This is a genomic window from Pseudomonas vranovensis, assembly GCF_040438935.1.
Taxonomy (GTDB): Bacteria; Pseudomonadota; Gammaproteobacteria; order Pseudomonadales; family Pseudomonadaceae; genus Aquipseudomonas; species Aquipseudomonas vranovensis.
Window position 1 is genome coordinate 54,021 of sequence record NZ_CP159259.1, and the last position, 23,649, is coordinate 77,669.

The following is a 23,649-nucleotide window of genomic DNA, read 5'->3' on the forward strand; positions in this document are numbered from 1 at the left end:
TGATGGCAGGATGGCGCAATGATGGCTATGCAGATGTGGTGGGTGCCTCATGCGGACGAGGCACACGATCCAGTCACTATCTTGAATTTCGAGCTACAACGGCGAGTGAAATTCCGTTAGTCGAACAGCCACACCAGATCCCCGTCCATCATGACCGGTGGAATTCGACCCAAAGCGGACGCGTATTGGGGCTTTCCGCTACGAGAAGGTCTCAACGCAAGGTTCAAACTTAGAATAGCGGCGGGATCAGCTGACTAGTTAGCAGCCCAGCCCTTATGGCAGATGTTGATCGTGGCCTCAGCACAGATTTCCAATACCTTTAGCGACGTGGACAGTGTTATGGCAATTCAGTAGCCTGCATGAAGCCGTCCACGCCTTGAGCTGCATGGGGCTTCCATGGACTGGATCAGCGCTTTTTGTGAGGTCAGAATGCCTTTTGCAGCAATTCGTGGCGGTACTGCTTTAGCGGATGAAACGGAGCTTGAGGCACATCTCGCTTCGCTCCTGAGACTAGAAAACATCGGACTTCTACTAGGCGCCGGCGCATCAGTTGCTGCTGGTGGCCTTACGATGATCGCGCTTTGGACTAGTTTTGTAACGGAGAGTCCAGGAGACGCTGCCTGGATGGTTGAGCATGGATTCATTCGCGAGGACGCCACCACGCTTCCAAGACCCGTTACACCCAACTTCGAGCATCTAATCGATAGCCTCGAAATCGCCCTGTCCGACTGGACTAGGCAAATGAGCATGTTCGGTGATGGTCTGATTGACTACGCGCCAGGCGAGCGGGAGCTGGAGGAAAACCTCAGCGACCTGAAAAAGGTGAAGGCTGCGCTTTTCAGAATCGTTGTCAGTGCGGCTCTGCTCCGGCAGGAGTGGTGGCTTTCACCCAGTGGCGTTGAGTCGGACGACGATGGTCTCGAAAGCCAGCGGACAATTCTTCAGAAGCTGGTTTCGGCTCGCCAACCGGGCCAGTCATCCCCTTGGGTGTTCACCACGAATTATGACCTGGCCATCGAGTGGGCTGCCGAATCCATTGATCTACAAGTCTCGAATGGCTTCCTGGGAACCCACACCCGACGCTTTTCCCCACAGAGCTTCGACCTTGGCTTCCGAAACACCCAAGCCAGGGGTGAGGCCAGATTCGGCGTCTACAACATTTATCTCGCAAAACTGCACGGTTCATTGACCTGGAAGCAGGAGAACGGTCAGGTATTTGAGGTTTCTGCGCCGCTTGCCCATCAACGCATTGATGCGTTCATGGCTGAGCGGGACGGCGAGGACCTGGGCCTGATGGTGATGCCGAGGGCAGCGAAGTACATGGACACCATCGGCTATGTTCTAGGTGAGCTTTTTCGCAGGTTTGCAGAGTTCATGTCCAGACCGCAGAGCAGTTTGATCTTATGTGGCTACGGATTTGGGGATGAGCATATCAATCGGCTGATTAGGTCGGCCTTGCTCAATCCCACACTCCAATTGGTCATCTACTCCTCCGGGTTTAACGGTGATCCGGCTGATCAGAGCTTGCCCCCGGCATTGCGAAAATTACTTTCCCTGAAGAACCCACGCATCACTGTGGTGGGGGGCGGGGGCGCTCACGCTTACATTGACTCGCTTGCGCGTCATCTGCCAGATCCTCTCATATACGACGAGGACATGCGCAAATTTGAGAAAGCTTTGAGGGAACCGCGAGATCTTCAAGATGAGGCAGCAGCACCGAGGATTGGGCAATGAGAGGGCGCCTTCCTGTCGGCTATGTGGTCAGAATCGAAGGTTCAGATGTCACCCTCAATTTGCTTGATATGCACCGAGGTCAATTAGCATCGCATGCCCAAGGCGTATCGTCAGTGACGGAGGTCGGTAGCCTGTTGGTGCTGGATGCAGGAAGTCGGGCTTTGGTAATGAAGGTTGTCTCCCTCAGCTTCGACGAGCCTCGCGAGGCCCATAGATTGGGGATAGGTTCCAGTACCCATCAAACTGAGCCGCTGCGTAACATTTCAGGTGCTGTCGTTGGACGGCTGTCGAGGAAAGAAGCTAAGGCGCGCTTTACCAGCGACTCACTCGCAACCCCTCCGCTTGGCGCTGAGGCCTTCCCTCTTAGCACGGAGGAACTGGCCGCAATCCTGTGCTCTGACGATGAGGACGATGTTCCGCTTAAGCTGGGTGATGACTTACGTGGGGGCGGCAGCTTGAATGTGGGGCTCAAGAATTTGATCTCTAGGCATGTTGCGGTGCTGGGCAGTTCGGGCCAGGGTAAAAGCTGCTTCACAGCAGCGGTGCTCCAGCAAATAGTGAAACTACCCCGTGCGCGGATTGTTGTCTTCGATATCAACGGTGAGTACGAAGCTGCGCTCAACGTTCCAGAGCTTCCAGATGGAGCCGTGAAATGCACGACCATTGGAGGGCCGGGACCGGACAGCTTTAAAATTCCGTACTACGCACTGGGGCGGCACGGCCTCAATAGGCTTTTAATTCCTAGCGAAAAAACACAGCGGCCAGCGCTAACATTCGCACTGGAGCACCTCCACCAAGTCCGCTGGTTTCCTCAACTCAAGGGGGCTGGTTTGGCAAATGACACAGCGCCCTTCCTGTTCGACGATTGCCGTCAGGGAGGAGCCGCCGATGCTGATAGCCGGATTCAGCAGATCCGCAATGGCCAGGCTGGCGCAGCTACAGTGTGGCCTCATATGGCCGCTCTCGCGTCACTCGTAGCTGAAAGCCACGGGATACAACCCTCTCAGAGGAATGGGGCAGAGAGAAATGCCTTCAGCTATTCGAACGTTTCGCCATTGATCACCAGGATCAATCGATTCGCTGAAGATCCCATGTTCCGCTCTGTCGTGGATGTAGATGGTGGGGCAGGGACTGAGACACCGCTCAATTGGGCGCATGAGTCCACTAACCTGGTAGAGCAGATCTTTGGCGGTCAGGATGTGCCATGGCGGGTACACATCATAAACCTGCGGCATCTATCGCACGATCTGACTCCGTTCATCCTCGGGTCACTTTTGGAGCTTTATGCCTACGAACTTTTTCGGAGAGGGCAGGAGAACAAAATCCCAACCCTGCTCGTTCTGGAGGAGGCCCACCATTACCTGCGCCCTCTCGGCTCCGGCGACGATGCAGGTGAAAACTCACTTGCATATGAACGGCTCGCAAAAGAAGGTAGAAAGTTTGGCCTTGCGCTTTGGTTGAGTACACAGAGGCCATCAGAGATATCTCCCACGGTTCTCTCGCAGTGCAACAACTGGGTCTCCTTCAGGCTGACATCTGAAAAGGACTTGGCTGCGATTCAGTCAGCCAGCGAGTGGGCTGATCGGCGAGAAATCCGCCGTATTGCGGGCTTGCCAAGGCAGACGGCGATTGTGTTCGGCGGAAGCATTGCTATGCCAACATTAGTTCGTGCTGCTGAGGCTTCCCCCACGCCACATTCAGGTGATGCTGATTTCAGTTGTTGGGCAACCAGAGGACCTGAGGCGCCGCCACCTCCGCCACCAGCACCGCCACCTCCGCCACCAGCACCTCCACCTCCTCCCCCGGCTCCACCGCCGCCGCTTCCATGGAACGAACCGCTACCATAACCTGCATACGACGATGATGTACCGTTCTAGACAACAGCCGGGTCTGTAGCTCTCGACTCTCACCTCTTTGCACTAATAATCAAAGCAAGTTGCGCTGGGAGTCGGGCGATGGCTGGGTTAGACGTCCCTTGATCTTGGAGCATCGATCAATCTGTAGGTTTCCCGGCTGTGCGGGTGCCCTGAACTTAGCGCGCTGGGCGCCAGGGGGCCGGAGGTGTTCAGGTCATTGGCGAATATCCGCTTCTGGCCGAAAACGGAAGGTTTATGTAACACCGATACACTCAGTCCCGGGTTGTTACACTTGTCACGCGAGCAAATATTTAATAAAAATAATTCATTAAAATCAGTCAGTTGGCTTGCTAGTAACACTTGCAACACCTGAAACCCTAAAAAAGCACGGGCTCATACCCCCGCCCACCTGGCAGTGTGTCCTTCAGCGAGGAAGGTAGCCGCAGGCGTTGTGGGAGGTCTGAACGGGAATTGTGTCGGGGACCCTGTAGTAAGTCATAAAGTACGGGGTCGGAAACCCGCGCTTTCTTGTTAGCGGGAGCGTTCACAGCTTAGTGAACTGCTTCACTGGGTGAACCCACCCAAATGATTGGTTAACCCTCGAATTATCTTGCCAACTGCAAGAATGAGGCATCGCTTGCAGTCAGCTCATTGATCCCAGCAGGAGTGTTGCGGTGCATTAACCGCCAAGGGCTCGAGCCGCCTCAATGCCGCGTGGGGTTAGCAGCCCGGCATACTCCCTACGAGGCCTGATGTTACCGGCCTGCATCCTCGTGATTCGGTAGCATCCGTAACCTTTCGCCCACAGTTGCTCAAAAATTTCCGCATTGGACTCGATGAATGTCCTCTCGAGTTCCTGACCTTCCTCATGCATCTTCAGCAGTGTGCGCAGCATGGTGTTGAGATTTTGGGGCGTAGTAGTCATATGGCATTGCTCTGGGTTGGGTTCAGCTAATCCTAGACGGTCTCCCGGCTTCGACTCCGTTGAGGTGACTTTTGCTTTAGGGATACGTTTAGGGATACGTCTTCATGCGCTTAGCTAGCTTCCCTAGTAGATACTGGTCATATAGTCCACTGTTTGATTCCTGTCTCCGTGGCGATCCGCCACAGCCATGCGCATTTCCCGGACATTCTTCATAGGCATCAGCATTGACTGAAGGCTCACTTGGCCGGGATTCAGGCGTTGTTCTGGGCAAGTTAATCGCGGGGCAAGCCCGCTCCTACCGGGCGGGGGCGTTACCTTGGGCGCTATGTCCCAGGTCGTCGATCAACGCCTTCGCCATCCCACTCAAATAATGCACCGCACAGCGCATCGCCTCATCCTGTTCAAACTGCAGGTGATGGCTGAGCTTGTTCACGCAGCCCATCAACACTGCAGCCTGCTCCAAAACAAATTCCGCACTATGGCCCGGCTCGACCCGAAACAATCGATCAGTCGATGTCCCGCTACGGCCCTCACCAAAGGTGCCTACGCCGGTGGTGCCGAGCTCCATTCGCTTGTCCATCCAAACCTCCCAAGCGCCAGCCTGCTTCTGCAGTGCTGGCGCTTTTGCTGTGGGTCTCTCAATGCGTGGGCTGCACCTTGCTCAAGGCCATTTCGACCAGGCTTCGGGCACGTTCGATTTCATGCATGGTCGCCAAGGTCATGACCTGGCCGGGCGGTTTGGTGTGCAGCAGGACGGTTTGCTGGGCGATGGTGAGGGCGCAGACCAGGTATTCGGAGGTCTGGATGAGGAGGTCTTCGAGGGATTGGTTGGGGTTGTGCGGTGGATCGGGGACGATCTTGAGCATGTACACCTCTAGAGTCAGTGGGGCTGCTACAGACCTGCTGTCAAACAAGAAGGTGGCAGCTATACGCGGGTTGACAGACCGAGGACTCTAGAACTCGGCGCACACAAGGTGCCCCACGTACAGCCGCCATAAAGCGCGCACGTGCTCTAGAGATCTTGAACGGCCTGTCAAAGCCGGTCGTTGAATGCCAACGACTGGACGACACTAGAGGGGTATCAAGTCCATCGCAATGGCTTGAAAGTCAGATAAGTATGTTTGGGAAATGGACTACAGGGAATCAGGAAATTCTGATCGTTATGGCTGGGAGTGCTGCGTGTAAGTCCCGACTACAGGGGGGCATCGTGGACCAGGTTCAGGGGATGATCTACTGGCGGGAGGCGCCTGCCAGGCAAGCCTTGCTGCAGGCAGCGTTCGAACGCTAATAAAAAAAAGCAACTGTACGCAGGTTGATAGACCGATCACCAGAGAACTCGGCGCACCCCGAGGTGCCCCACGTACAATTGCCAAAAATCGAGCGAGGCTAGTCGCCCGTCAGAACCCCTGCAATGGATCTTGACGAGGCTAAGTATCTTTGGGAAATGGACTGCATGAAATCAGGAAATTCCGAAATTCCCTGAGTAAAACTGCCACCCATCAGGTGACCCTGCCTACACCTGGGCCATCCTACTGGCTCTCCGAAACCTGACCTGCTCAGGTGCTGTGCTACATACGAAGGGCAATCGATGCCCTCATTTCTTTGCTGGGGCGATGGATGAAACAAGGGCGAGTGTGGGCGCTGATGCTGTTGTTGGTGCTGATATCGGGATGCGCCACGGCGCCACCGAGGGACCAGAACAACCTCTGCAATATCTTCCGCGAATACCCCGACTGGTATGAGGATTCGCTGGAGATGCAACAACAGTTCGGCACGCCGCAGCATGTGGCGATGGCGATCATGAAGCAGGAAAGCAGCTATGTTTCCGATGCGCTGCCGCCGCGTGACTACCTGCTGTGGGTGATTCCATGGGGGCGGGTGAGCTCGGCCTACGGCTATGCGCAGGCCCAGGACCCGGTCTGGGGCGAGTACAAGAGCGGCACCGGCAACGGCGGCTCGCGGGACAATTTCGACGACGCAATCATGTTCATCGGCTGGTACACGGCCGGTACGCAAAGCCAGTTGGGCATTTCCAAATGGGATGCCTATAACCAGTACCTGGCGTACCACGAGGGGCGCGGCGGCTTCAAGCGCGGCACCTATCGCAGCAAGCCCTGGCTGATGCAGGTGGCGCGCAAGGTAGAGCAGCAGTCGCGCACTTATGGCGCGCAGCTCAAGCAGTGCCGCGCAGAGCTTGAGGATGACCGGGGCTGGTGGTGATCTCCACCCGCCCTGTGCAAATCCGTAGCCGCTGCCGCAGGCTGCGAACGGCCGCGAAGCGGTCGTAAGCAACCCTTGGCGACTGCTGCGCAGTCGATCGCAGCCTGGCGGCAGCGGCTACGGATCACGATGGCTCGCGCAGTCCAGCCATGATGCGCTGGGCATTTTCTTCGCAGTCGACGCTGTCCGGCTTGCTTTCGATACCCGCGATAATCTCCAGCAGCTTGGCGCGGTTCTGCGCCAGGCGCTGTTGCATGGCCTCGATCTCGACCACCTTGCGCCGCAGGCTTTCAAGCAACTGCTCGTGTTTGCTCTCGCCCTGGGCGGGGTCGGGCATCAGTTTGAGCATTTCAACCAGGGTAAAGCCTGCCTGCTGGCCGCAGCTGATGATTTCCAGGGTATGCAGGGTGTGTTCGCTGTAGTCGCGGTAGCCATTGCCCAGGCGCCGGGCGCTGATCAGGCCGCTGGCTTCGTAGAAGCGGATACGTGAGGTGGCCATGCCGCTGCGCCGGGCGAGTTCGCTGATTTTCATTTATTTCGGGCTCCGCTATTGACCTTAAAGTTGACTTTAACCTTAGGCTTTGCCGAGTTAAAGCCCCCGTCGTCGCACGGTGTTCAACATTTCGGAGAGTGCCCATGTCACCGTTCCAGTCTTTGTCGCTGCCCAATGGCGCCGTTATCCCCAACCGCATTGCCAAGGCGGCGATGGAAGAGAACCTCGCCAACCCCGACCAAACGCCCTCTGACGAATTGTTCCGCCTGTATCAGGCGTGGGCCGACGGCGGGGCGGGGTTGCTGCTGACCGGCAATGTGATGGTCGATGCCCGCGCCATGACCGGGCCCGGTGGGGTGGTGCTGGAGCAGGGGCAGTCGTTGCAGCGTTTTGAAGAGTGGGCGCGCATCGGGCGCTCCCAGGGTGCGCAGTTCTGGATGCAGATCAACCACCCTGGCCGGCAGATGCAGGCCAATCTGGGCCAGCCCACCGTGGCACCGTCGGCGGTGGCGCTGGACATGGGCGGGCTGTCGAAGATGTTCCCGGTCCCCCAGCCATTGGACGAGGCGCAGATCGCCGAGCTTATCCAGCGCTTCGCCCGCACGGCGGCGTTGGCCGAGCAGGCAGGGTTCAGCGGGGTGCAGGTGCATGCCGCCCACGGTTATTTATTGAGCCAGTTTCTTTCGCCGCTGAGCAACCAGCGCACGGATCGCTGGGGCGGTGCGCTGGAGAACCGCGCGCGGTTGTTGCTGGAGGTGGTCAAGGCGGTGCGCGCACACGTGTCGCCAGGTTTTTGCGTGGCGGTGAAGCTGAACTCGGCTGACTTCCAGCGCGGCGGTTTCGAGCCCAGTGACGCCCGTCAGGTGGTGCTCTGGCTCAATGAACTGGAGGTCGATCTGGTGGAGCTGTCGGGTGGCAGTTACGAGGCACCCGCGATGCAGGGCAGTGCCCGTGATGGTCGCACCTTGGCGCGCGAGGCGTACTTTCTCGAGTTTGCCGAGGAGATTGCCGCTAGTGCACACATGCCGGTGATGGTCACCGGGGGCATTCGCCGCTTGCCGGTGGTGGAGCAGGTGCTGGCGGGCGGCGTGGCCATGGCCGGGATCGCTACGGCGCTGGCGGTCGATCCGGCGCTGCCGCGGCGCTGGCAGGCCGGGCAGGTACAGGCCAGCGCAGCGCTGGCGCCGATCGAGTGGAAGCGCAAGGCCTTTGCGGCGATGGCGTACATGGCGGTGGTCAAGGCGCATATGCGCAGGCTCGCAGAGGGCAAGCGACCGCCTGCCAGCGTTTCGCCGTTGTGGGCCTTGGTGCAGGAGCAGTGCGGGACGCTGCTTCGCGCCCGGCGCTATCGTCGGTTGATGAGTCGCCGGGCTGCGCTGGCAGGGCAATGAACGGGCGGGCATTCCATCCGGTGGGCGTGTCTTGATCCACGACCGCTGCGGGGCCAGCGGCTACTCCGACAGTCTGTAGCCGCTGCCGGGGAACGAGGCTGCGATCGACTGCGCAGCGGTCGCCGGGTGGGAGCGGTGGGGCAACGTCTCGACTTGCCCCACAATCAGCGAACCCTCAATAACCGATCCACCGACCAGGCCCCGCCACCCCGCGCCACAAGCATCAACAACACCCCCGCCCACGACAGGTGCGTAGGCCAGGCATCCGGATAAACAAACACCTGGATCACCAGCGTCATGCCGAGCAATGCCGCCGCCGAAAGCCGGGTACACAGCCCGAGTACCAGCAGCAGCGGGAACAGGTGCTCGGCGTAGGTGGCCAGGTGCGCAGCCAGGTGCGGCGATACCAGCGGCAAGGCGTATTCCGTCTCGAACAGTTCATAGGTGCTCGGGGTAATGCCGAGCAGCCCTTCAACCTTGGTGCGCCCGGACAGGAAGAACACCGCAGCAATACCCATGCGTGCCACCAGGCACACCAACGACTCGCCAAGCAAACGCTGCAGGCCATCGGCCACGCGGTTCCAGTGCTCGCGCACGCTGTGCTTGGCAGTGGAGGGATGATAAAGGTCCATGGTGGGCTCCTTCAGGCGGGCAGGATGAGGGGGGCGAATACCTGGGCGGCCAGCAGGCGGCCGAGCAGGGTGTTGAAGTCCAGCTCGGCTTGCACATGCAGGGCATGATCCGAGGCGTGTTCCAGGTCCTGGCCCGCGGCGCAGGCATCGAGGAAGGCGCACTCGCCAATCTGCAGCGGTTGCCAGGCGACGCCGTCGGCATTCCCCACCAGCAAGGCGCCTTCACCGTGCCACGGCAATGGCTCGGGCAGCGCTTGTGCCTGGCGGTTGCAGTGCCACAGGCTGTAGATGGGTTGGCCGGCGAACCAGCGCCAGCGCACGTTTTCCCGGGGGCGCAGGCTGCAGCGGGCCAGGTCGGAGGCGGTCATGCCGGTCAGTTCATCCAGCCTCAGGCCCGGCTCGAGAGGCGCCGCGAAGGTTTCCAGCCACAACCGATCCAGGCGCGCCACGTCGGGCAGGTAGGTCAGTTGCCGGACGGGTTCGAAGGCTTCGAGAAAGTCGGCAAAATCGCCGCCGTAGAACATCATGCGCGCGTCGGTGGGCGGCGCATGGCAGGCGTAGATGGCGGCTACGGCGGCGAGCCAGTCGTGGCCGACCAGGCGTTCGACCGCAGGGAAGTTGTCGCAGATGGCATCCACGCAGCCCTTGAGCACTGTGTTGCGGTACACCTCGAAGCCGGGCTGTGCCACAAGCGATGCCAATTGCGGTGCCGGGCGCTGGTAGAGGGCGTCGGTGAAGGCGTCCTGGAACTGGGCAAGGGACATTTTCATGTGCGCACCTTCAGAAGATTGAGAAGGGACTGGGCGATCTCACGCTCACCCAGCAACGTGTCGAATGCCGGAACGTGGTCATCGCGCTCAATCAGTGTCGGGCGTGGGCCGATGCGCTGGATCAGACGCTGGTACAGGGCCCACACCGGCTCGGCAACGCTGGCATCGTGGGAGTCGATGAGCAGTTCGCCGCCAACATCGAGGCTGTGTCCGGCCAGATGGATTTGCGCAATCGCCGCGGCCGGAAAGCGGTCGATAAAGGCGTCTGCGTCGAACCCGAGGTTGTGGGCGCTGACGTGTACGTTGTTGACGTCGAGCAGCAGGGCACAGCCGCTGCGCTGGGTGAGTTCGGTAAGGAAGTCGATTTCGTCCCAGTCGTGGCCCTCCAGGCGCAGGTAATGGCTGGGATTCTCGATGGCGATCTGTCGGCCAATGGCGTCCTGGCTGCGCTGGATGTTGTCGATGATGCGCGCCAGCGCCTCGTCGTTGCGCGGGAACGGCAGCAGGTCGGGTTGGTAGTGGCTGCGCCAGGTCGACCAGGCCAGATGTTCGGACACCAGCACCGGCTGCACCCGCTCGATCAGCGTGCGCAAGCGCTGCAGGTGCGCCGGGTCTGGCGGGGCGGCCGCTGCCAGGGACAACGACACCCCATGCAGCGACACCGGGTGGCGCGCCGCCACCCGTTCCAGCCAGGCGAGGCGGGCGCCGCCGACCATGTAGTTTTCCGGATGGACTTCAAACCACAGGCCATCGGCAGTGCAGGCCAGGGCCTGGGTGTAATGTTCGGCCTTCAGGCTCAGCCCTGCGCCAAGGTCGAGGGAAGTCGTCATGGTCGGCGGCCTTTGGTCAGGACTTGAGCGGGGTCAGCGAACCCATGCCGTTGGGCGTCTTGATCGAGGTGCAGGTGCCGGCCGGCACGTTCTTCCAGGCCATGGCGTCGTAGTCTTTCTTCGAGCTGCCGGCACAGGTGGTGCCAGCCCCGGCCTTGCAGTCGTTCTTGCCGGCCATGGCGACGCCGTAGCATTTCTCCAGGGTGGCGCCACTGGCTTTCATGTCGTCGGCCTGGGCAGTCCCGACGATGGAGGCCAGGGCAAGGGCAGCGGTAGCGAGGGCGAAGGTTTTCATGGTGTCTCTCCAAAAAGTGGGGTGGCCGCAGCGTCACACTGGCGGCTCGTGAAGTAGTTCGTTGGGTTTCAGCGTTCGGTTACAGCGCCGTGGATTTTTTTGAGATTTTTCTTACGGGGCCCTAGCCTGTTGAGGTAGGGTCGACGGCTTGACTGGCTGAAGGCGCGCTCGCGGCAGGGGCGGGACCCGAGAAAATTTCATCCGGGATGTAACCAAGGCGGGCGATGCAACGAACTACCTCTCAGGACATGTTGAGCACGCGTGAAGCGCTGTTGCAGGCGCTGTTGCTGCGCGGCATGGACGGTGATGCGGCGGCCTACCGTGAATTTCTCACGGCCCTTGGGACGCACCTGCGCAGCTACCTGCGCCGACGCCTGGCGCAGCGTCCCAGCGAGGTCGAGGACCTGTTGCAGGAGGTGTTGCTGGCGGTACACAACGCCCGTCACACCTACCGCGCCGACCAACCGCTGACCGCCTGGGTGCAGGCCATTGCGCGCTACAAGCTGGCCGATCATTTTCGCGCCTACGCCCGTCGCGAGGCGTTGCAGCAACCGCTGGAAGACGACGATGAACTGTTCGCCGCTGAAGACCACGAGCCGGGCCAGGCCGGGCGCGATCTCGCCCGTTTGTTGCAACTGCTGCCCGAGCGGCAGCGCCTGCCGATTGTTCACGTGAAACTTGAGGGCATGTCGGTGGAAGAGACCGCGCAACTGACCGGGCTGTCGGCGTCGGCAGTAAAGGTGGGCATCCACCGTGGGCTCAAGGCCCTGGCGAGCATTATTCGAGGTAAGCGAAGCGATGAAGACCGATGAACTGATTTCGCTGCTGGCCAACGCCGAAACGGCGGTGGACCGGCATGCCCTGGCCCGGCGCTTTGCCGCGGCGTTGCTGGGCGGCGGGCTGGCTGGGCTGTTGCTGGTGATGGTGGTGTACGGCGTGCGCGCGGACCTTGCCGAAGTGGCCGCCACGCCGCTGTTCTGGGCCAAGCTGGCACTGCCGGGCAGCCTGGCGCCGCTGGCGCTGTGGCTGTCGACACGCTTGGCGCGGCCGGGGGTGGCCGGTGGGGCGGCCTGGGTGGCATTGGGCTTGCCGTTGCTGCTGGTGTGGCTGGGTGGCGCGCTGGCGCTGGTGGGCGTGCCGGTGGATGCCCGGGTCGACATGGTCCTTGGTCGCACCTGGCGCACCTGTGCGTTGAACATTGGCCTGTTGTCGATACCCACCTTTATCGGCGTGTTCTGGGCGGTGCGCGGGCTGGCCCCGACCCGCCTGCGCCAGGCGGGGGCCGCCGCAGGCCTGCTCGCAGGGGCGACAGCAACGGTTGCCTACTCGTTGCATTGCCCGGAAATGGAAGTGCCGTTCTGGGGGGTGTGGTACGTGCTGGGAATGCTGGTTCCAACCTTGCTGGGTGCAGCCCTGGGTCCGAAGCTACTGCGCTGGTGATACAGCCTCAAGCCCCGGCAACTGCGCCAGCAGCCCCGCCGCAATGTTGATGGCCATGAACTGCCCGACCTGCGCCGGGGTAAAGCCCAGCTGCGTGGCGAAGATCGGCGTGAGTCCATACAGACAGCCGTTCAACAACCCGCAGGCGTCATGGCTGAATACCCCGCAACAAGATGCCTTATCGCGCGGCCCCCTGTATCGGAAACTTCCTAAATACGTCCCTGTCTAGCACTGTTACGATCGTGAACACCCTGATCAACACCCGGTGCCACTGTTCTAACGTATTGGCTGACGCGTTTATAGGTCGGCAGGCCGTTCGAGTAGGGCGTTGGCGGACCCAGGAGATTGCAGTTGCAGTTAACACTATTCAATGGGGCGTTCAGCGATGCATACAGTAGAAGACTTCATGGAGGCGACCAGTTTTGTCGAGCGACGGGGCAACCGCGAGCTGACACAAATTGACCAGTTACTCCTGAACTACCATCGAACATCCTACCGTTCGGTAAGAAAAGAAATTCAGAGCTTGATGGACATCGTCAACGCGTGCTTGGGGTTTTTATATAAAAAACCTCAAAACCATAAGGTGTCCGCGGTTATAGAGTTACATTATGAGGCGATCATCCGGGTAGAGCACCTTGTCAACCAACGCGTAACCTGGGACAGCCCGTATGCTACAAAGAGAGGTTGGGGGCGCGTCAAGGAGGCCATTCCCATCCTCTTCAAGGGCGCAAATAGTCAGACACGTACCCTGCGTCCCGACTATTGGCAGGAGGCGCTGATCAAGGATCATTTTGCCTTACGACGTGACCCGAGTGACCCCTTCGAGTGTTGGAAGAAGACCGATGCCGTCCAAGAGAATCATAACGACTGGGATTATATTGAATGGGTGCGTAACCACTACCTCCCCAAACTTATATCAGATGGCAAGACCCAGGAACTGTTCTTGCGCTTTTTCAATAATGTGAAATACCTCGATCGGCATAAAAGAGGCGAAAAGCAACTGCATATAAAAAACGGTGTCTTCTACAATTCGCTCGGCGAACTGTTTCATACCGGTACTATGCAAACAAATGCCGAGGGCCCTGGCTGGGGAATTTACGTTCGCGACCCCGCCAATAACATCTACGCTCATTCGCACAAAGTGCATGCCTTCCACCACTCTTCTTTTCTTTTTGGTGCGCCTGTCAACAGTGCCGGCGAAATCGCCATCCGCCTTGGACAACTCATCGGGGTCACTAACAAAAGCGGTCACTATCAGCCCGAGTTCTCTCATTTCTTAGGGATGCTGGACTACCTTCACTCGCAAGGCGTGGTGCTTAGTGGTGTCGCAGCCTGCGCCTCCCCCAGCCGCCATGATCAAGAATTTTATGACGCTGACGAGGTACGTCGCACAAGAGGGATTCTTGGTACCCGAAAACTGAAAAAGGTGAGAGCTCTCTAACAGTATGGCCCTGCGCTTTCCATGCTGATGCTGTCAGCTGGAGAGTCATTCAGGGCGTCCTGCTGCACTGTAAGTGATCCAGTAACGCGTTTCGCCCAACTTTCGCAGTGTCAGGCCCCGCCCCTGAAGCAGGACACCCCCCAGGCCGTCAACTTGAACGGCAGGTGATAATGCTGTGCCGTATCCCCCACCCCAAACCGGTACACCAGCTCATCCAGAAACGGCACGGCCGGCAGGGCCAAACCCTGAGCGCGATAAAACGCCGCTACCTGCAAGCTCGCTTCGTAGACGCCAGCCGAGCACTGCGCTTTACACGCATCAAGCCCCGGCAATAGTCCATTTCCCCCAACCCGGCCTTCACACACAAGCTCCCGCCGACTACCGTCCAGTCGCTCCAGGCGAACCTGCAACCCTTCGGCTACCCGCCCACTGGCTACATCCACCACATGGATGGAAATGCCGCCGTTCATGACCAGAACCCTTGGTGCGATTCAGCCGCCTCATTCTCCAGCATCGGCCCTTCCACGCTGACTTTGCGCTGGCCCTTGGCGAACACTTCGCGGCACGGCAACGAGAAGGTCGGGTTCTCCGGGTGATCCCCCGTCAGCCCCAGCAGCGCATGCTCCGACAACGCGTAGACCACGCGGCCAATGCCGGTCCAGTACACCGCCCCGGCGCACATGCAGCAAGGCTCGGCGCTGGTGTACAGGGTGCAGTCGGCCAAGGCCTCGGGCGACCGTTTTTTCGCCGCCATTGCCGCCGCTACCAATTCGGCGTGCTGGGTCGGATCACCCTCAGGCGGCATGGAGTTGTTGCCGGCCTCGGCGATGATATTGCCGTCACGATCGGCGACCAGCGCGGCAAACGGGTGGCGCCCCCGCTCCCGGGAGGCAGTGGACAGGGCAATGCTGCGGCGCAGCAACAGCAGGTCGAGCTCGGATACGCCGGCAGGGGTGAGTTGAGTGAATTGGGTCATGGGTAACTCCTGGGCAGTCAAAAGGGGGTACTTCACTCAGCCAGTTCGGCGGCGATGCCGTCGCTGGCGTTCTTTTCGTTATTGAGCAAAACGTTGAGCACGATGGCGGTGATCGCACCGAGGAAAATGCCGCTTTCAAGAATCAGCTTGAGCGCGCCATGGGCGTGTTCGAACAGGGCAGGGAACGACATCGGCAGCACGCCGACGCTGACCGACACTGCCACGATGATGCCGTTGCGGGTGCCCTCGAACTTCACCCGTGACAGCTCCTGGATACCGGCCACGGTGGTCATGCCGAACATCACGATGGCGCACCCGCCCAGCACCGGGGTGGGCACGGCGGCGATCAGGGCTCCGAGCTTGGGGAACAGGCCCATCAGCACCATGATCGCGCCCGCAGCAGCGACCACGAACCGGCTCCTCACGTTGGAAAGCGCGATCAGGCCGGTGTTCTGGGTAAAGGCGTTGTACGGGAAACTGTTGAACACACCGCCCAGCATGGTCGACAAACCATCGGCACGGAACGCATTGCCCAGGGTTTGCTGGGTGGTCGGTTTGCCGGTCAGCTTGCCGATGGCCAGGCAGTTGCCGGTGGTCTCGGCCATGATCACCAGCATCGCCAGGGTCATGATCATGATCGGCACCAGCGAGAACTCAGGCACACCAAAGGCCATTGGCGGGCTCAGTTCGAACCAGGCCGCATCGCCCACGCGGCTGAAGTTGGTCATGCCGAAGGCTGCGGCAATCAGGCTTCCTGCGAACAGGCCGATGAGCACGCTGAGGTTGCCGATAAAGCCCGAAAACTTGGCGTAGATCACCAGCGTCACGCTGACCGTCGCCAGCCCCAGCAGCAAGTTGGCGGGCTTGCCGAAGTCTTCGGCGCCCGGGTTGCCGCCGCCCAGCCAGATGGCCGCCGCCGGCATCAGCGAGATGCCGATGATGGTAATCAGGCTGCCGATGACCACTGGGGGAAAGAAGCGCAGCAAGCGGCTGAACACCGGCGCCAGGGCAATGGTGATGGCGCCTGCCGCAATCACCGCACCAAATATCTGGCTGAGCCCGAACTCCTTGCCGATCATGATCATCGGCGCCAGGGCGATGAACGAGCAGCCCTGGATCAACGGCAAGCGGGCACCGAATTTCCAGAAGCCCAGGGTCTGGATCAACGTCGCTATACCCGAGGTCAGCAGGTTGGCGTTGATCAGGGTGACGATCTGGGCAGATGTCAGTCCCAACGCACTGCCCAGAATCAGCGGCACCGCCACGGCACCGGCGTACATCACCAGCACGTGCTGCAGGCCGAAGGTGAACAACTGTCGCAGGGGCAAAACCTCGTCCACCGGATGAACCCGTTTAGTGCTCATGTCGTGTGTCTCCTGAAGGTGCGGCTTTTTTGTTGTTGGCAGGAACTGCTGACGTCGGGGCTATAGTTGAACGTCGTGAGCGATGAAACAAGTTAGTAACTATCGGCCTGGTCGATGGGTGGCGTACTTGCACATCGCTCCGATTGCGTTGCAGGATTCGCACCGAAGGGTTCACCCAAGGCTCAGGAGCAGGCACGTTGCGCTTTTCACTGGATCAATTGCTGATGTTCACCCAGGCAGTAAAAAGCGGCTCGTTCTCTGCGGCCGGGCGCAAGCTGGGCAAGACGCAATCAACGATCAGCGCGGCCATTGCCAACCTGGAGGCAGACCTTGGGGTCGAGTTGTTCGACCGCGCCAGCCGCAGCCCGACACTGACGGCCAGCGGGCAGAAGCTGCTGATCCAGGCCGAGGCGGTACTGGAGCGTTGCCTGGCCCTGGAGGCGCATGCCGATTGCCTGTCGGAAACGGTGGAGCCGAGCCTGACGCTTGCGATTGAAACGCCGTATGGCCCGGTCATGCCGGTGCTCAAGGATTTCGAACAGGCCTTCCCCTTTGTCGACCTGATCATCCGCCACCCGGTGCATGGCGATGTCAGCGAATTGGTGGCCCGAGGCGAGGCCGTGCTGGGCATTGCCTTCTCGCAGCCGGGGTACCCGAAGGAACTGGCGTTCCAGCAACTGGGCAAGTTGATCATGCTACACGTCTGCCACCCGGCGCACCCGCTGGCGCAGATGGCTACGGTGACCTTTGACGACTTGCACGTGCACCGGCGCCTGGCGTTCAGCGCCCATGCCAGCAAACTGCCCAGCAGCGAGTACCTGCGCTCGACCCAACTGTGGCAGGCGGAAAGTTACCTGGCGTTGCTTGAAATGGTCCGTGCCGGCCTTGGCTGGACAACCCTGCCGCGCCAATTGATACAGCGCGAGCTGGCGCGGGGTGAGTTGGTGGAGCTGCAACTGACGGCCTACCCATATACCGACTGGCACGTGGGTGTAGACATGCTCTGGGCCCGCCAGCGGCCGCTGGACAAGGCCCAGCGCTGGCTCAAGGAGCGCTTGCAGCACAACAAGGTGTTCGAACTCGACCGTAACGGCCAACCCACCACCCTCTGATTGATGGGGCCACGCTACAGCGCATCGCGGGGCAAGCTCGCGCCTACGGCCACCCAGCGGCTTTGCAGGGCAAACCACAAGGTGGCGACATCGCCCGTGTTGTCCATTGAGCGTCCACTGATCGCTTCGATGCGGCGTATGCGGTACACCAGGGTTTGTTTGTGTACATGCAGGCGCTTTGCAGCCTGCAGCCACGAGCGATTCTCTTCCAGGAACACTTGCAAGGTGTGCAGCAGTGAAGTGCCTTGTGCCTGGTCATAGGCATGGAGGGCACCCAGCACCGAGCGGAAAGCGCGAAGAGCTTCATCCGGGGTGCGGGGAAGCCAGGGCGTGTCGGTTTCAAGCTCTGCATAGCGGCATACCCTACGCTGCGCGTGGGTGTGGGCGCAGGCCAGCAGAGCTTCGCGCAACGCCTCGGCACTGCGCTGTACGGTGTGGAGGGGGGCGCTTGAACCAAGGCTCAGGTCAAGCTGTTCGACCAGTGTCGATTGCAGGCCATCGGCATGCAGCAGGATGAGTTCGTCACCCTGGCTGCGCGCCAGCAAGCGATCGTTGAGCAGCCGCAAGAGCGTTTCGGGACTGCTGCGCAACCCCGGCCCCCGGGCAATGCTGAATACCGCCTGCTCAAGGGCCAGGCCAGGTAGTTGATCCTGCAAGCGTTGGGTGACTTGTTCGAGACTCAGGCGCTGTTGCAGCAAGTCATCGATCAATTCCGACCCAAGGCGCAAGCGTCGTTCGCGCTCTGCCTGGCGCCGCTGAACTTCCAGGCCGAGCACCGCAGTCAGATGGTGCAGCAGCCCATAGTCGGGCAAACCCTCACCGGTCACCACCAGCAGGCAGTCCTGCTCGGTATGCAGTTCAATGGTCAGTGCCTCACCGTCTGGCAGGGTGTGGCGACGCAGCATGGGTTGTTGCTCCCCCTGCCTGCGTCGGCTGGCGAGCAGCGCTGTTCGCACCGTGTCGGGCAATGGGGCCAGTTGCTCATCCCAAGGCTGCAGCGTTACAGACAGCAGTACATGCAGACGGCATTGAATGTCCGATTCCAGGCGCTGTACCAATGCCGCCAGGCTCAGTCCGGAAATGCTCAGGCGGGCACTCTCGTACACCCGTGCCAGCGCGCTGCGGCGCTGGTATTCCTCTTTCTGATTGGCGTCGATGATGGCGCGCGTCACCGCCGCGAAGGGGACGCCGTATTCGGTGAGGATGACGGCGAAACCAAGCTGTTGTGCACGATCAGTGAGCGCATCGAGGTTGTCGGGTGCCTGCATATGCTCACCGATCATCATGCCGGCCAGGCCAGCGTCGGCAAGCCGCTGCACATACTCGCGCTGCGCCTGCGGGTCGGTGGGGACCCCCAGGCCGGTTGTCATCAGCACATCGCCCTCGCCCAGCCATTCGGTGGGGTCGGGCAGTTCGCACACATGCGCCCAGCGCACCTCACGTTCGAGACCATCGGTGCCGCTCAGCAAGTGTGAGCGAAGTTCGGGAAGAGCGATCAAGTCACGAATGTGCAGTGACATGCGCGGGCGACTCCATTGGGTCAGGCGGGTGTCCGGGCTCATCCTGGCCTGTTGTCGTGTCATCACCAACTGGCGGGTAGCATGCCCATGGCTGACAACACGGCGTATACGCCACTGGAGGCAAATATCAGGATGATGCCGATCTGGATCAATGGATGAGCATACCAGCCACAGGTGAACGCGGGCGTCTTGTCGCCGTGTTTGCGGGCCGCATTGAGTAGCAACACCGGGATGATGCCCATCAGCACGCCACCGAAGGTGCCGGCAAAATACAGTGCATTGACGAAGCCACTGATGCCCGAGTACGCGAGAATGAACGGTGGTATCGCCACCACTGCCAATACCAGCAGACGCTTGCCGCGCTGGCTCTCATCACCGAGGCGGAAGTGGTCGAAGATATTGGTGAACAGGCATCCACCCAGGCCCCAGTACGACGTCAGCATGGCCAGCAGGGCGAAAGTGTTGGCTACATAGTAGGCCCATTGGCCCAGCGAACGTCCCCAACTGAGGGTGGCTACTTCGCTGAGGTTTTCGGTGCCCACCAGGGCAATTACCGAAGCCGGAATCGCAGCCACCAGCACGAAGGTCAACACCATGCCGCCGATGATCAGGCGCGGCAGGCGCTGGGGTGTATCAAGGTTGCCGCGCACCAGTTCCGGCACCAGGAACTGCGCACCAAACACGAAGACCGCCAGGTTGAACACCGGCACCACGTACTGCCACTGGCTCTGCCACAGGTGTACCAGTTGGGAGTCTTCATGGATGACCGTAGCGCCGATCAGCAGGCAGACGATCATCACCATTCCGGCACTGATCAGTTTTTCCGCCACACCCAGTGCCTTGAGGCCCAGGTACAGCACCAGCGCCGAGGGCACGAAGAAGATCAGGCTGCCCATCTGCCGGCTCAACCCGAACTGGCCGAAGAAATCGGTGAGGATGTTGCCGCTGCCGGTCATGTAGGCCACCAGCGCGCCATAGCTGTTGGCGGCTACGGCAATAAAGATCAGCCAGCCGCCGAAGGGCCCCAGGTATTTGCGCGACAGGCCGCTGAGCTGTTTGTTTTCACGGGTGCGCAGGCAGGTTTCGGCGACGTACAACATGGTGATGATGCAGAACAGGCATGTGATCGCCAGGCAGGCCAGCAGGGGGATGTAGCCCACTTTGCGCGCGGCGAAGGCCATGCTGAGCACACCGGCGCCAATGTTGGTGCCGATGATGATACCGATGGTTTCCATTCGCCCAAGTGCATGGGCCTTCAATCCCGAAGGCGCTTCTATTTGTTGTTGTATACCCACTGGTTGTTACCTCGTCTTGTTATGTGGGGGCAGTGGCCGGCTGGCGGCTCACTCGAGAATCACGTAGGTCTTGCGAACACTTTCCTGGAGGGTCCAGGTGCCGTGGGTATTGGCCGGAAAATACAGCGCATCGCCAGCGGCAAACGCCACCGGCTCACCGTTATCCGGCGTAAAGGTACCGGCGCCGCTGACGATGTAGCTGTATTCGGCCTGGGCGACCTGGCGACGAAAACTGCCAGGGCTGCATTCCCAGATACCGGTAGCGCCGCGTGCATCAGGCAGGGGTTGATGTGCCGCTGTGCGGGCCTTTGCCAGCGGTTCCTGTTGCGTATTACCGAGCGTGACGGCTTCACCAAAGGTGAGCGGGGCAGTGGCAGCGATATGAACGATCGACATGGCTGAACTCCTCAGGCTTTGTCTTCGAGACCGGCCGGCGCAAGGCGGGCCAGAAACAGATCCAGCGCCGCGGGTGCAGTGCCGGCTGAACTCCGAGCGCTCTTTGCGCATCACGGCATTGCGTACCAGAGAGCCGCCCCAGTAGCGGAGAGGTTCGGGCGGGAAAGTGCGACAGGTGCGCTCCACCAACGGGCAGGTGCTCCAGGCGTCGTTGCGGCCCAGGGTCAAGCTGGCCAGGATGCGCCCGCCAAGCCGGCTTGGGCCGACCCCATTGCCGCTCCAGCCGATGCCGTAATGAATGTTGTCCTGGGCGCACAGCCGCCCGAACACGGGCAGGCTGTCGTAGGTGCGGTCGATGGGGCCGGACCACTGTGCGGCGATACGCGTGTTGCCGAGCATGGGGTAGGTTCGGCGCAGGTCCGCTTCGGTCAATGCCACGCTTGCAGCGTCTTCGCTGAAAACCGCACCGATCTTCGAGGCAAAACTCAAGGCGCCGGTCCCTTTGCCAAAGGCAATGCGACCGTCGTGGGTGGTGCGGTAGTAGTCCACCATCAACTGCGAATCAGTGATGGCTTCGCCGCCGATCCAGCCGATCTGGGCCAGGCGCTGCGGTATGGCATCGGTGGCCACGATCGAGCTGTTGACCGGCACGATCAGCTTCGCCAGCGCCGGCAGGGTTGCAGCCCAGGCATTGACGGCCAGTACAACCGAGCGCGCGCGCAGGCTTGCCTGGGCGGTTTTGACCTGCACCGGTTGCCCAGGCTCAATTGCACTCACACCAGTGCCTTCATGTATCTGCACGCCCATTTTCAGCGCTACGCGGCGCATGCCCTGCACCAGCAACGCGGGCTGCACAGTGGCATTGCTACGCTCGAATACGCCTGCCAGGTGTACGGCTGAACCGGTGCGTCGAGCCAACTCGCGAGGGTCGACACGCTCGAACGGCCGTACTCCCAGTCGCTCGCAGGCGGCCAGGGTACCGTTCCAGGTATCGATGTGCTGCGCGGTCGTGGCGGTCCACAGCCAGCCACTTTGGCGGAAATGGGCGTCGATGCCATGGCGCTGGCAGAACTCACCGAGTTCGGTGATGGCATGCTCGGCACTGTTGCCCAGGAACAAGGCTTGGTCTTCGTTGCAAAAGCCGCGCAGGGTGCCGATTTTTGGCCACCAGGACATGACAAAACCGCCGTTGCGTCCAGAGGCGCCGCCGCCGCACACGTGCTGTTCAAGCACCATGACGCGGGCATCCGGTTCAAGCTCCTTGACTGTCATGGCGGTCCATAGCCCGACAAAACCGCCACCAATGATGACTACATCAGCTTCGTGGTCGCCTTTGAGCGGCACGGTCGGGTTATCGAGCAGATTGGTTGCCGTCATCCAGTGACTGGCTTTCAACGGAGGGGTAAGCGTTAGTTTCATTGTGAGCCCCTGGCAAGTGGATGCCGGCCAGTTTCAAGGGGCACAAGGGACGCGACAATTAGACGCCATTAAGAATGCGCGTGCAGTGCTCATACGATCGTATGAGCCTGCAACGACAGCCGTTTATCGAATGTCGGGAACGGCCGCGCAGCGGAGGGCTCTTCGTAGAAAGACCACTGCTTGGAGGGTGTGATGAACAATGCGAAGGAAAAGCCGCAGATCCCGGATGACCACGACAAGGCACCGGATCCGGATACAGACCCGGTGCTTGACGAAAACAACGAAAACCAGCGCTCACCGGGTGTGCCGGCAAGCGACCCCGAGTCGGGGGCCTGACCGATACCCGTAGCCGTGCCAGCGGCTACGGGACGCCCACCAGGGACGCCCCCATATCGCGTTTCTTCTCCCGGATAAAACACACCACCATTGCCGCCACACCAATGCTGAACACATACAGCGCCTGCGGGCCTGAATGCTCCATCATTGCCCCCGCAACCAGTGGACCGATGGTCGCGCCGATGCCAAAGGTCATCAGCAACACCCCGGCCACCGATACACGCAGTTCCGGCTCAAGGTTGTCGTTGGCATGGGCCACACCCAGTGGATACAAACAGAACTGCAAGAAGCCGATCGCAGCCCCCGCCAACATGACCCACAGCTGACCCGATGCCAGCCCGAAGGCCAGCGGCAGGTAGGCGATGCACAGCAATGCAGCGGTAGCGCGGATCAGGGTGATGCGAGAAAAATGATCCGACAGTTTGCCCAGCGGCAGTTGCGCCAGCAGCCCGGCGGCAATGCTGATGGCCATGAATTGCCCGACCTGTGACGGGGTAAAGCCCAGTTGCGCGGCAAAGATCGGCGTCAGCCCGTACAGGCAACCGTTCAGCAAACCCGAGGCAAGAATCGTGAACAACGATTGAGGAAGCCTGCGCAGGTACAGCATCGGCTTGATTCGGGCCTGGCTGATGCTGTTCGGCTGGGTGCCGTTGTGCAGGGCCACGGGAATCAAGCCAATGGCAAAGGCAATGGCCACGCCCGTCAACGCCAGGGAGTGCAGCCCATCCCCGAGGCTGAGCATCAGTTGCCCGAGCATCATGCCGACATAGCTGGCCACCATGTACAGCGACATGGCGCCACCTCGCCGGCTGATCGGTGCGCAGTCGTTGAGCCAGCTCTCGATGACCATCAACTGGCACATCATTGCCGCACCCACGATGAACCGCAGGGCAAGCCACAGCGGCAAGCCATCACTGAGCTGGTGCGTGAGCACCGCGGTAACAATCACCCCGGCGCCCACCACAAAGGCCCGTGCATGGCCGACCAGGCCAATCAGCCAGTAACCGGAGCGGGCTCCCAACACCATGCCCAGCGCGTTGGCGGCCATCAGCGCACCGCCCCACAGCTGCGCCACACCAGAGGCATCCAGGCGCAGGGCCAGGTAGGTCATCAGCAGGCTGGAACCCAGCTGCATCAACAAGGCAGCGACATAGATCGTGCCGAACCGTTTGGATAGTGCGAACAATTGGGTTCCCCAGACCAG

Annotated in this window: 23 protein-coding genes and 2 pseudogenes; 9 read left to right on the forward strand and 16 right to left on the reverse strand. The window is 60.5% G+C overall.

Annotated features, from left to right (window positions below; translation table 11 throughout):
- The first annotated feature begins 396 nt into the window (after window positions 1-396).
- Entirely contained in the window at window positions 397-1,734 is a 1,338-nt protein-coding gene (locus tag ABVN19_RS00305; protein ID WP_256585933.1) for an SIR2 family anti-phage-associated protein, read from the forward strand.
- Window positions 1,731-3,581, forward strand: a complete 1,851-nt coding sequence (herA, locus tag ABVN19_RS00310) for an anti-phage-associated helicase HerA (protein ID WP_105642634.1) — start codon at window positions 1,731-1,733, stop codon at window positions 3,579-3,581. The genes ABVN19_RS00305 and herA overlap by 4 nt, the downstream gene beginning before the upstream one ends.
- A gap of 1,229 nt (window positions 3,582-4,810) precedes the next feature.
- Here herA and ABVN19_RS00315 read toward each other — a convergent pair.
- Together ABVN19_RS00315 and ABVN19_RS00320 are read right to left on the reverse strand one after the other, a co-directional pair.
- Window positions 4,811-5,095: a DUF3077 domain-containing protein gene (locus ABVN19_RS00315; RefSeq protein ID WP_028944635.1), complete on the reverse strand. Its 285-nt coding sequence runs from the start codon at window positions 5,093-5,095 to the stop codon at window positions 4,811-4,813.
- Window positions 5,096-5,153: 58 nt separating this feature from the next.
- Window positions 5,154-5,381, reverse strand: coding sequence for a hypothetical protein (locus ABVN19_RS00320; protein ID WP_028944636.1), 228 nt, complete (start codon window positions 5,379-5,381; stop codon window positions 5,154-5,156).
- A 751-nt stretch (window positions 5,382-6,132) separates the two neighbouring features.
- Here ABVN19_RS00320 and ABVN19_RS00325 point away from each other — a divergent pair.
- The gene (locus ABVN19_RS00325) at window positions 6,133-6,735 is read left to right on the forward strand and encodes a hypothetical protein (protein WP_028944637.1); all 603 of its coding nucleotides are present in this window, start codon (window positions 6,133-6,135) and stop codon (window positions 6,733-6,735) included.
- A 124-nt stretch (window positions 6,736-6,859) separates the two neighbouring features.
- Here the strand turns inward: ABVN19_RS00325 and ABVN19_RS00330 are convergent, their stop codons facing one another.
- Window positions 6,860-7,267 carry a MerR family transcriptional regulator gene (locus tag ABVN19_RS00330; RefSeq protein WP_105642633.1) on the reverse strand — a complete coding sequence of 136 codons (408 nt, stop codon included), beginning with the start codon at window positions 7,265-7,267 and terminating at the stop codon, window positions 6,860-6,862.
- 104 nt (window positions 7,268-7,371) lie between these two features.
- Here ABVN19_RS00330 and ABVN19_RS00335 point away from each other — a divergent pair, with 104 nt between their 5' ends.
- Window positions 7,372-8,619, forward strand: a complete 1,248-nt coding sequence (locus tag ABVN19_RS00335) for an NADH:flavin oxidoreductase/NADH oxidase family protein (RefSeq protein ID WP_105642632.1) — start codon at window positions 7,372-7,374, stop codon at window positions 8,617-8,619.
- A gap of 164 nt (window positions 8,620-8,783) precedes the next feature.
- Here ABVN19_RS00335 and ABVN19_RS00340 read toward each other — a convergent pair whose 3' ends face one another.
- Genes ABVN19_RS00340 through ABVN19_RS00355 form a run of 4 tightly spaced genes read right to left on the reverse strand, consistent with a single transcriptional unit; the run spans window position 8,784 to window position 11,146 of the window.
- On the reverse strand, window positions 8,784-9,251 hold the full coding sequence (locus ABVN19_RS00340) for a DoxX family protein (protein WP_105642631.1): 468 nt from the start codon (window positions 9,249-9,251) through the stop codon (window positions 8,784-8,786).
- A gap of 11 nt (window positions 9,252-9,262) precedes the next feature.
- Window positions 9,263-10,021, reverse strand: coding sequence for a DNA-binding domain-containing protein (locus ABVN19_RS00345; protein WP_028944641.1), 759 nt, complete (start codon window positions 10,019-10,021; stop codon window positions 9,263-9,265).
- Window positions 10,018-10,851 (reverse strand): DUF692 domain-containing protein, encoded by an 834-nt coding sequence (locus ABVN19_RS00350; RefSeq protein ID WP_105642630.1) that lies wholly within the window; start codon window positions 10,849-10,851, stop codon window positions 10,018-10,020. The genes ABVN19_RS00345 and ABVN19_RS00350 overlap by 4 nt, the downstream gene beginning before the upstream one ends.
- A 16-nt stretch (window positions 10,852-10,867) precedes the next feature.
- Window positions 10,868-11,146, reverse strand: coding sequence for a DUF2282 domain-containing protein (locus ABVN19_RS00355; RefSeq protein ID WP_105642629.1), 279 nt, complete (start codon window positions 11,144-11,146; stop codon window positions 10,868-10,870).
- A gap of 224 nt (window positions 11,147-11,370) precedes the next feature.
- On the opposite strand from ABVN19_RS00355, the gene ABVN19_RS00360 reads away from it, so the two are divergent.
- On the forward strand, window positions 11,371-11,958 hold the full coding sequence (locus tag ABVN19_RS00360) for a sigma-70 family RNA polymerase sigma factor (RefSeq protein WP_105642628.1): 588 nt from the start codon (window positions 11,371-11,373) through the stop codon (window positions 11,956-11,958).
- Window positions 11,945-12,586 (forward strand): DUF1109 domain-containing protein, encoded by a 642-nt coding sequence (locus tag ABVN19_RS00365; RefSeq protein WP_028944645.1) that lies wholly within the window; start codon window positions 11,945-11,947, stop codon window positions 12,584-12,586. Before ABVN19_RS00360 ends, ABVN19_RS00365 begins: the two co-directional genes overlap by 14 nt.
- A gap of 15 nt (window positions 12,587-12,601) precedes the next feature.
- Here ABVN19_RS00365 and ABVN19_RS00370 read toward each other — a convergent pair.
- Window positions 12,602-12,748: pseudogene (locus tag ABVN19_RS00370) on the reverse strand (MFS transporter); the annotation flags it as partial.
- 223 nt (window positions 12,749-12,971) lie between these two features.
- Here ABVN19_RS00370 and ABVN19_RS00375 point away from each other — a divergent pair.
- On the forward strand, window positions 12,972-14,027 hold the full coding sequence (locus ABVN19_RS00375) for a hypothetical protein (protein WP_146117352.1): 1,056 nt from the start codon (window positions 12,972-12,974) through the stop codon (window positions 14,025-14,027).
- A 110-nt stretch (window positions 14,028-14,137) separates the two neighbouring features.
- On the opposite strand, the gene ABVN19_RS00380 is transcribed toward ABVN19_RS00375, so the two are convergent.
- From ABVN19_RS00380 to ABVN19_RS00390, 3 genes are read right to left on the reverse strand one after another with little or no spacing between them, the layout of a single operon-like run.
- Window positions 14,138-14,497: a hydroxyisourate hydrolase gene (locus tag ABVN19_RS00380; RefSeq protein WP_028944647.1), complete on the reverse strand. Its 360-nt coding sequence runs from the start codon at window positions 14,495-14,497 to the stop codon at window positions 14,138-14,140.
- Window positions 14,494-15,003, reverse strand: a complete 510-nt coding sequence (locus ABVN19_RS00385; RefSeq protein WP_028944648.1) for a nucleoside deaminase — start codon at window positions 15,001-15,003, stop codon at window positions 14,494-14,496. Before ABVN19_RS00385 ends, ABVN19_RS00380 begins: the two co-directional genes overlap by 4 nt.
- Before the next feature lie 32 nt (window positions 15,004-15,035).
- A complete protein-coding gene (locus ABVN19_RS00390) occupies window positions 15,036-16,367 on the reverse strand; it encodes a nucleobase:cation symporter-2 family protein (protein ID WP_028944649.1) in 1,332 nt (443 codons plus the stop codon).
- A gap of 197 nt (window positions 16,368-16,564) precedes the next feature.
- Here ABVN19_RS00390 and ABVN19_RS00395 point away from each other — a divergent pair, with 197 nt between their 5' ends.
- Window positions 16,565-17,479 carry a LysR family transcriptional regulator gene (locus ABVN19_RS00395; RefSeq protein ID WP_028944650.1) on the forward strand — a complete coding sequence of 305 codons (915 nt, stop codon included), beginning with the start codon at window positions 16,565-16,567 and terminating at the stop codon, window positions 17,477-17,479.
- A gap of 14 nt (window positions 17,480-17,493) precedes the next feature.
- On the opposite strand, the gene ABVN19_RS00400 is transcribed toward ABVN19_RS00395, so the two are convergent.
- The 4 genes and pseudogenes from ABVN19_RS00400 to ABVN19_RS00415 all read right to left on the reverse strand — a co-directional run bounded on the left by ABVN19_RS00400 (window position 17,494) and on the right by ABVN19_RS00415 (window position 22,109).
- Window positions 17,494-18,999 carry a PucR family transcriptional regulator gene (locus ABVN19_RS00400; RefSeq protein ID WP_028944651.1) on the reverse strand — a complete coding sequence of 502 codons (1,506 nt, stop codon included), beginning with the start codon at window positions 18,997-18,999 and terminating at the stop codon, window positions 17,494-17,496.
- A 62-nt stretch (window positions 19,000-19,061) separates the two neighbouring features.
- Window positions 19,062-20,294 (reverse strand): amino acid permease, encoded by a 1,233-nt coding sequence (locus ABVN19_RS00405; RefSeq protein ID WP_028944652.1) that lies wholly within the window; start codon window positions 20,292-20,294, stop codon window positions 19,062-19,064.
- A 48-nt stretch (window positions 20,295-20,342) separates the two neighbouring features.
- On the reverse strand, window positions 20,343-20,690 hold the full coding sequence (locus tag ABVN19_RS00410) for a cupin domain-containing protein (protein WP_028944653.1): 348 nt from the start codon (window positions 20,688-20,690) through the stop codon (window positions 20,343-20,345).
- Between the two features lie 11 nt (window positions 20,691-20,701).
- Window positions 20,702-22,109 (reverse strand): annotated as a pseudogene (locus ABVN19_RS00415) (FAD-binding oxidoreductase).
- A gap of 192 nt (window positions 22,110-22,301) precedes the next feature.
- On the opposite strand from ABVN19_RS00415, the gene ABVN19_RS00420 reads away from it, so the two are divergent.
- Window positions 22,302-22,445 carry a hypothetical protein gene (locus tag ABVN19_RS00420; protein ID WP_167332124.1) on the forward strand — a complete coding sequence of 48 codons (144 nt, stop codon included), beginning with the start codon at window positions 22,302-22,304 and terminating at the stop codon, window positions 22,443-22,445.
- Between the two features lie 25 nt (window positions 22,446-22,470).
- On the opposite strand, the gene ABVN19_RS00425 is transcribed toward ABVN19_RS00420, so the two are convergent.
- Complete coding sequence (locus tag ABVN19_RS00425; RefSeq protein ID WP_105642626.1) at window positions 22,471-23,631, reverse strand: MFS transporter; 1,161 nt, start codon at window positions 23,629-23,631, stop codon at window positions 22,471-22,473.
- Window positions 23,632-23,649 lie beyond the last annotated feature (18 nt).

Bases quoted from the DNA above. Each gene is read 5' to 3' on its own strand.
- ABVN19_RS00305 (WP_256585933.1), top strand. From the start codon at position 397: ATGGACTGGATCAGCGCTTTTTGTGAGGTCAGAATGCCTTTTGCAGCA.
- herA (WP_105642634.1), top strand. From the start codon at position 1,731: ATGAGAGGGCGCCTTCCTGTCGGCTATGTGGTCAGAATCGAAGGTTCA.
- ABVN19_RS00315 (WP_028944635.1), bottom strand. From the start codon at position 5,095: ATGGACAAGCGAATGGAGCTCGGCACCACCGGCGTAGGCACCTTTGGT.
- ABVN19_RS00320 (WP_028944636.1), bottom strand. From the start codon at position 5,381: ATGCTCAAGATCGTCCCCGATCCACCGCACAACCCCAACCAATCCCTC.
- ABVN19_RS00325 (WP_028944637.1), top strand. From the start codon at position 6,133: ATGAAACAAGGGCGAGTGTGGGCGCTGATGCTGTTGTTGGTGCTGATA.
- ABVN19_RS00330 (WP_105642633.1), bottom strand. From the start codon at position 7,267: ATGAAAATCAGCGAACTCGCCCGGCGCAGCGGCATGGCCACCTCACGT.
- ABVN19_RS00335 (WP_105642632.1), top strand. From the start codon at position 7,372: ATGTCACCGTTCCAGTCTTTGTCGCTGCCCAATGGCGCCGTTATCCCC.
- ABVN19_RS00340 (WP_105642631.1), bottom strand. From the start codon at position 9,251: ATGGACCTTTATCATCCCTCCACTGCCAAGCACAGCGTGCGCGAGCAC.
- ABVN19_RS00345 (WP_028944641.1), bottom strand. From the start codon at position 10,021: ATGAAAATGTCCCTTGCCCAGTTCCAGGACGCCTTCACCGACGCCCTC.
- ABVN19_RS00350 (WP_105642630.1), bottom strand. From the start codon at position 10,851: ATGACGACTTCCCTCGACCTTGGCGCAGGGCTGAGCCTGAAGGCCGAA.
- ABVN19_RS00355 (WP_105642629.1), bottom strand. From the start codon at position 11,146: ATGAAAACCTTCGCCCTCGCTACCGCTGCCCTTGCCCTGGCCTCCATC.
- ABVN19_RS00360 (WP_105642628.1), top strand. From the start codon at position 11,371: ATGCAACGAACTACCTCTCAGGACATGTTGAGCACGCGTGAAGCGCTG.
- ABVN19_RS00365 (WP_028944645.1), top strand. From the start codon at position 11,945: ATGAAGACCGATGAACTGATTTCGCTGCTGGCCAACGCCGAAACGGCG.
- ABVN19_RS00375 (WP_146117352.1), top strand. From the start codon at position 12,972: ATGCATACAGTAGAAGACTTCATGGAGGCGACCAGTTTTGTCGAGCGA.
- ABVN19_RS00380 (WP_028944647.1), bottom strand. From the start codon at position 14,497: ATGAACGGCGGCATTTCCATCCATGTGGTGGATGTAGCCAGTGGGCGG.
- ABVN19_RS00385 (WP_028944648.1), bottom strand. From the start codon at position 15,003: ATGACCCAATTCACTCAACTCACCCCTGCCGGCGTATCCGAGCTCGAC.
- ABVN19_RS00390 (WP_028944649.1), bottom strand. From the start codon at position 16,367: ATGAGCACTAAACGGGTTCATCCGGTGGACGAGGTTTTGCCCCTGCGA.
- ABVN19_RS00400 (WP_028944651.1), bottom strand. From the start codon at position 18,999: ATGTCACTGCACATTCGTGACTTGATCGCTCTTCCCGAACTTCGCTCA.
- ABVN19_RS00410 (WP_028944653.1), bottom strand. From the start codon at position 20,690: ATGTCGATCGTTCATATCGCTGCCACTGCCCCGCTCACCTTTGGTGAA.
- ABVN19_RS00420 (WP_167332124.1), top strand. From the start codon at position 22,302: ATGAACAATGCGAAGGAAAAGCCGCAGATCCCGGATGACCACGACAAG.